We start from the raw sequence: 6046 nt of genomic DNA, 5'->3' as shown, positions 1-6046 counted from the left end.
CGGTATAACCCCTTGCGTTAAGCCACTCAAATAGCTGCCAGCCCTTGGCAGAGAAGCTTTTCTGCAGCTCTCTGCTTTTTACCTTTAGCGATAATCTCCGCCTGCCGCAGGCGACATTGGCGTCAACTATCTACCCTAGGGGCGAAGGGACTAGGCTATGGAGCCTTTTATGCTGAATAGCGTAGCCCAAGTTTTTGGCTCTCTAGGCTATCCATTAAGAGCGCAACTGACGTCTTTTTGCCAGATTTGGCTAGAACCAAGAGCCAACTTTGTGCAGAACTGGGCTGACCGTTTTGAACTAGTTTGCAGCATTTCTGCCAGGAGGTATCGAAATGGAAAACTCCATGAGCACACAGACCCCTACCGACTCGCAAGCCAGCGACCTAGAGCGCTGGGCCTCTATTATCGGCGGCGGGGCATTAGTCCTGAGCGGGCTACAGCAGCGATCGCTGCGCGGTATTTTGACGGCGATCGCAGGTGGTGGGTTGGTTTACCAGGGCACCCAAGGAAACAGCACAATTAAGCAAGTAGAAGACGCTGTAGGGCTAGATCACGTTATTCGAGTCGAAAAAACGGTCACGATTAACCGTTCTGCTGCCGATTTGTACAATTTTTGGCGCGACTTGGAGAACCTGCCCCATTTTATGAATCATCTGCAATCGGTGACGGTGAGGGATGATCGCTCTTCTCATTGGGTGGCGAAAGCGCCCTTAGACCAGCGGATTGAATGGGACGCTGTCGTTATCAACGACGAGCCTAACCACTTAATTAGCTGGGCTTCGACGGAAACAGCCGACATTGAAAATTCAGGCTTTGTTCGGTTTCAGCCAGCAACGGGCAACCGGGGCACCGAAGTCAAAATGGTGATGGAGTATCAGCCCCCCGGTGGCGTGCTAGCAGCGGCGATCGCCAAGCTTTTTGGCGAAGAACCAGAACAGCAAATTGGGGATGCGCTAAACCGCTTTAAGCAACTGATGGAAGCGGGCGAAATTGCTACGACAGAAGGCCAACCCCAAGGGGCTTAAGGCCAATTGCGCTGTGGCAACGACAGGAATTGCTAACGCTAGAGTTCTGCTTGGCCGCTTTGGGCTGCGCCAAGCTCAAATGATCGACTTTCTACTTAATTTAGGAGACTTGCCATGAAGGCTGTTTGCTGGCACGGAGCTGAAGATGTGCGGGTCGATACCGTACCTGATCCGACAATTTTGAATCCGCGTGATGCCATCTTAAAGATCACCACAACCGCTATTTGCGGGTCTGACCTGCACCTTTACGACGGCTATATCCCCACCATGCAGGCGGGCGATATCTTGGGTCACGAATTTATGGGCGAAGTGGTTGAAACTGGCTCTGAAGTCAAAAACCTCAAAATAGGCGATCGCGTGGTGGTGCCCTTCACCATTGCCTGCGGCAATTGCTTTTTTTGTCAGCGCGATCTGTGGTCGTTGTGCGACAACTCCAACCCCAATAGCTGGATGGCAGAAAAGTTCTACGGCCATTCGCCGTCTGGGCTGTTTGGCTACTCTCACCTGCTCGGCGGCTATGCCGGGGGACAAGCTCAATACGTGCGCGTTCCGTTTGCCGATGTTGGCCCCATCAAAGTGCCCGATGGCCTTAGCGATGAACAAGTGCTGTTTCTCAGCGATATTTTCCCTACTGGCTACATGGCGGCGGAAAATTGCGATATCCAACCCGGTGAAATTGTAGCGGTTTGGGGCTGTGGCCCGGTGGGGCAGTTTGCTATTCGCAGCGCCTTTATGCTAGGGGCTGAACGCGTTATTGCCATCGACCGCGTGCCAGAGCGTCTAGAACTGGCTCAAGCAGCAGGTGCCGAAATTCTCAACTACGAAGAAGTAGATGCGGGTATCGCCCTGAAAGAGATGACGGGTGGCCGTGGCCCTGACTGTTGCATTGATGCAGTCGGCATGGAAGCCCACGGAACAGGCGTCATGAACCTTTACGACACGGTAAAACAAGCAGTGCGCTTAGAAACAGGGCGTCCCCATGTGCTACGGCAAGCGATCGCTGCCTGTCGCAAAGGCGGTAAAGTTTCGGTGCCGGGGGTCTATGGCGGTTTTATCGACAAGATGCCGATGGGCGCATTTGTGAATAAAGCCCTCACCATGCGATCGGGACAAACCCACGTCCACAAGTATTTGCAACCCTTGCTAGAACGAGTTCAAAACGGCGAAATTGATCCCTCCTTTTTGATTACCCATCGCTTGCCCCTAGAAGAAGCGCCGCGAGCCTACAAAATCTTTCGGGATAAAAAAGAAAACTGCATCAAGGTGGTACTCAAGCCGTTTGCAAACGTTTAACCGAGTTTTGGCTGTGACTTTACTAACGCTTAGAGGCATTTCTTATGGAAACTCGCGATTATCAAACCCAGTCTGACAGTGTGCCCTATCCTCATTTGCCGCCGCTGATTGACAGTCGGGCAACTGAGTATCGAGGTACAGGCGTTACTAGCTCCATTGCTATTTTCGGCCATCCCATTCATCCCATCATCGTTATTTTTCCGGTTGCTTTTCTCAGTGGCGTCGCCGGAGCTGATTTAGGCTACTGGCTGACGCAAGACTTTTTCTGGGCCAGAGCAGCCGTTTGGCTATTGGGGTTAGGAATATTGTCGGGCGTAGCCGCTGCTATCACAGGCATGGTAGATTTTATCACCATTCCCAAAGTGCGCCATCGCACAGCAGGCTGGGCGCACATGGCCTTGAATGTGGGGGTGCTAGTCCTCAGTTTGGTAAATTTTGGCCTTCGCTTTACCAACCCGGCCAATTCTATTGTGCCAGTGGGACTAATTTTGTCTTGTCTGGTAGCGGTGCTGTTGCTGGCTAGCGGCTGGTTTGGGGGTGAACTAACCTTTCGCCACAAAGTGGGTATTGTTGGCCCTGGCGAAACCCTAACGCCCTAGCCCCTTTTTCCTGACGGCACCTGAACCTGGTTTGTCTATGCAAGTGTACACGGCTTGCTCTCGGCTCCGCTCAAGCCTCGATTTAGCTGAAGCATAGAGCCGAACTTTCCTGGCTTCAGGTGCCTGCGGGTCTGCTTAATAGCGCTGTCATCTTCCGGTTTGCCACACCTCAATAGCTGCAAGCCGCTAATAGAAACACTTTTCTTCTTCCCTTCGTTCTCTGCCGTTAGCGACGCCTTGTATGTATGGTTGGGCGATCGCCCGTCCCTCAGCATTGCGCTAGAGGGAAACTCAAAGGCGCTAAAGTAACCGTCGGCAGCATTAACAATACTGGCTGAATCAATCGCTTAGGATAGAACCCACAGCGTAGGTTCGTTTTGATCAAAGTGATTCAGCCCCATGCAATCTCTACGTTCAGGCATGACGCTGAATTACCCTATGAGCCAGAAGACATTTTGGCTGATTTTGCTGGTTCATTTCAGTCTAAACATTAGTGCCCCTCACTGCTATGTATCAGACCAGTAGTTCTGATACATAGCAGCTACCGTTTGCTTGAAGCGATCGCGAACTTCTGCTGGCCCTATTACGATGCAGTCGGCTCCGTAACGGCACACTTCCCGAAAAAACCAGAAGGTATTATGAATGCGGCGCACGACTCGTTTGATTTCCTGATCAGGAAGCCATTCCATCGTTATATCTGCTTTGGTTTTGGTGTGATAGCCAAAGGCCAAGCCCCGCAGTAAGTGAAATTCAACATCGATGTAACTCAGTTCGGGTTGCCAGTGCCCTTCGGCGAGAGAAATCAGGGCTTCTTCCGGAATCCGATCAAGCCGCAATGACCAGTTGTGCTTGAGCACGTCAATATCTTTATTTCCTTCCGTTTCATCGCACCAGCAATCTAAATACTGGCGGTCTTCGTGGCGCTCGAGGATGGCATGGCGCACGGTAAAGTTCCAGAGGCGCTCAGCGGCATCTTGATAAGTAAGACGAAAGGGTCGTTGCAGACGGATGCAGCGATCGATGTCAATGCGCCAGGGAGCACTGGGTTGGTCTACCCAAGCTTGAATTTCATGGCGCAGTGGCAGATTAAGTTCGCTACGCTCTAGCAAGAGATAAGCCAATTCCAGAGCTGTATCGAGCTGACCATCGTCTTTGAGCCAACCCAGAATCCGGTTGAGCGTGTTGATGCGATCGCGGCTCCAGTCATGATTGGCAGCTAGGCGGAGTTGACCCCGGGCGATCGCTTTGAACAGTTTTGAAATATTGGGTCTTTCGCCCCAAGTCTGATCAAAGTCCAGCGCTAGCTGCTCAAGCTGAGCCTTTTCGTACTCTGTAATCGAAAGGGTAATAGAAGGGCGCTTACGAACCATAATTGCTTATGTCTAAAATGTACGTACACTTTGACTCTACATTGCTTGATTAATTTCATTATCCCGGCCAATATAGAGCTATGCAATGAAACACGTACACTTTGTAAACTCAATTTGCAGCTTAATTTGAGTTGTTGAGCTATTTAGAGAAACGTGTTTTGCCCTAACACTTTGGGTGATTTTGATGGTTTTTCTGAGTAAAGCTGGGAGTAATGCAGGGAGATCTGACATGACAATGTTGGAAAAGCTGACTCAAATATTCAGCGACGGGCAGTGGCATTCAACTACAGAACTCGTGGAGCAAGTGGGGCATCGGTTTTCGGCGACGTTGCACCGAGCGGTGAAAGAAAAAGGGTGGCAAGTAGAAAAGCGACGAGCAGATGTCAAGACCTTTGAGTATCGATTGGTTCGGTGATGAGCAGCCCAGTACAACCAAATGGTTTTCAGCGAACTTATGTATTCGATTCAGTTAAAGCCTGTTTATTCTTGTCCCGCTTTAGATGTTCCAGCAGTGCTTCCCTTGCCTCAAGGTTGGAAACTTTCGTGGCATCAGCTCGAAACTTGGAAGGCTTTGCGAGATCCCAGTATTGATGTGGTTTTTAATACTGCAATGACAGGTGACGGTAAGAGTCTCGCGGCTTATCTAGACGTCTTGCAGGGAGATTGCCACGCGATCGCCCTCTATCCCACCAATGCCTTGGCCGCTGACCAAGAGCACCAGGTTCAAAGCTATATTGATGACTTTCAGCCACCGAATGCGCCCAGGGTGAATCGTTTGAGTGGCCCTGAGCTTGAGATTTACTCCGAGAATGAGGGTTTGCGGAAGGGCAGTGCGATCGCATCCCGCGCGGGGCAGTCGGAAGTCCTCATCACAAACCCCGACATTTTCCATTACCTCCACCGAGGGGCTTACCTAACGGACAAAGATACGCCTGACAAACTCTGGAATCGCATCGACAAGGACTTCGACCTTTTCATCTTTGATGAATTCCATGTGTTTGCTGCGCCTCAGGTTGCCAGTGTTTTGAATACGATGCTGTTGATTCAAGCGACCAATCGGCGCAAGAAGTTTTTATTTCTATCGGCGACCCCCAGCGATTCGTTATTAAATCGTTTGGATAAAGCGGGTTTTCGCTGTCGAGTCATTAACCCCATTGATGAAGGGAAATACCTGTTTCCAAATACTCAGGCAGAAGCAGAGGCATTACAGGCAGACCACTGGCGTCAGGTTGCACGATCCATTGACCTGACTTTTGTACCGATGGAACCGACATCTAAGGCTTCTGAAACCTGGCTGAAGGAGAATCAGGGAGATATTCTTAACCAGTTTCTAGAACATCCGGGCAGCAAGGGAGCGATCATCCTCAACTCCATTGCTACAGTGAAGCGGCTGATGCCTGTTTTTCGAGAACGCTTTGCCCAGCACGGGCTGACAGTTCGAGAAAATACTGGCCTGTCTGGTGGGCAAGAGAAAGCGGAATCTCTGGCAGCAGACCTAGTGATTGGTACTAGCACCATTGATGTGGGGGTTGATTTCAAGATCAACTTCCTCATTTTTGAGTCCTCGGATACAGGTAACTTCATCCAGCGGTTGGGGCGATTGGGGCGTCATGACGGCTATCAGAAAGATGGGAGAGAGATCCAGTTTGATAGCTTCATAGCTTTTGCATTGGTGCCCAATTTCTTTGTGGAGCGCCTATTTGCGGGAGATGAGGCTGCTTTAAAGGATGGGGAAGTGTGCGATCGCATCCACTTCCAA

6 protein-coding genes are annotated in these 6046 nt (G+C 50.7%); 5 read left to right on the top strand and 1 reads right to left on the bottom strand.

The window, feature by feature from the left end; translation table 11 throughout:
* Positions 1-332 precede the first annotated feature (332 nt).
* The 3 genes from ACTS3T_RS09255 to ACTS3T_RS09245 all read left to right on the top strand — a co-directional run bounded on the left by ACTS3T_RS09255 (position 333) and on the right by ACTS3T_RS09245 (position 2917).
* Positions 333-1025 (top strand): SRPBCC family protein, encoded by a 693-nt coding sequence (locus ACTS3T_RS09255; RefSeq protein WP_462934921.1) that lies wholly within the window; start codon positions 333-335, stop codon positions 1023-1025.
* 114 nt (positions 1026-1139) lie between these two features.
* Positions 1140-2318 (top strand): zinc-dependent alcohol dehydrogenase, encoded by a 1179-nt coding sequence (locus ACTS3T_RS09250; RefSeq protein WP_462934920.1) that lies wholly within the window; start codon positions 1140-1142, stop codon positions 2316-2318.
* 44 nt (positions 2319-2362) lie between these two features.
* Positions 2363-2917: a DUF2231 domain-containing protein gene (locus tag ACTS3T_RS09245; RefSeq protein WP_462934919.1), complete on the top strand. Its 555-nt coding sequence runs from the start codon at positions 2363-2365 to the stop codon at positions 2915-2917.
* 506 nt (positions 2918-3423) lie between these two features.
* Here the strand turns inward: ACTS3T_RS09245 and ACTS3T_RS09240 are convergent.
* Positions 3424-4287, bottom strand: a complete 864-nt coding sequence (locus tag ACTS3T_RS09240; protein ID WP_462934918.1) for a helix-turn-helix transcriptional regulator — start codon at positions 4285-4287, stop codon at positions 3424-3426.
* A 229-nt stretch (positions 4288-4516) separates the two neighbouring features.
* Here ACTS3T_RS09240 and ACTS3T_RS09235 point away from each other — a divergent pair, with 229 nt between their 5' ends.
* A complete protein-coding gene (locus ACTS3T_RS09235) occupies positions 4517-4702 on the top strand; it encodes a hypothetical protein (protein ID WP_462934917.1) in 186 nt (61 codons plus the stop codon).
* 39 nt (positions 4703-4741) lie between these two features.
* Positions 4742-6046: type I-D CRISPR-associated helicase Cas3' (cas3, locus tag ACTS3T_RS09230; protein ID WP_462934916.1), on the top strand; the 1305-nt coding region annotated here is incomplete at its 3' end.

Origin of the sequence: Almyronema sp. (assembly GCF_052168255.1) — a bacterium.
Lineage (GTDB): Bacteria > Cyanobacteriota > Cyanobacteriia > Phormidesmidales > Phormidesmidaceae > Sphaerothrix > Sphaerothrix epifaneia.
Note: the sequence above shows the minus strand (reverse complement) of the source record. Positions and strands in the feature narration are given on the sequence as shown.

Bases quoted from the DNA above. Each gene is read 5' to 3' on its own strand.
- ACTS3T_RS09250 (WP_462934920.1), top strand. From the start codon at position 1,140: ATGAAGGCTGTTTGCTGGCACGGAGCTGAAGATGTGCGGGTCGATACC.
- ACTS3T_RS09240 (WP_462934918.1), bottom strand. From the start codon at position 4,287: ATGGTTCGTAAGCGCCCTTCTATTACCCTTTCGATTACAGAGTACGAA.
- ACTS3T_RS09245 (WP_462934919.1), top strand. From the start codon at position 2,363: ATGGAAACTCGCGATTATCAAACCCAGTCTGACAGTGTGCCCTATCCT.
- ACTS3T_RS09255 (WP_462934921.1), top strand. From the start codon at position 333: ATGGAAAACTCCATGAGCACACAGACCCCTACCGACTCGCAAGCCAGC.
- ACTS3T_RS09235 (WP_462934917.1), top strand. From the start codon at position 4,517: ATGACAATGTTGGAAAAGCTGACTCAAATATTCAGCGACGGGCAGTGG.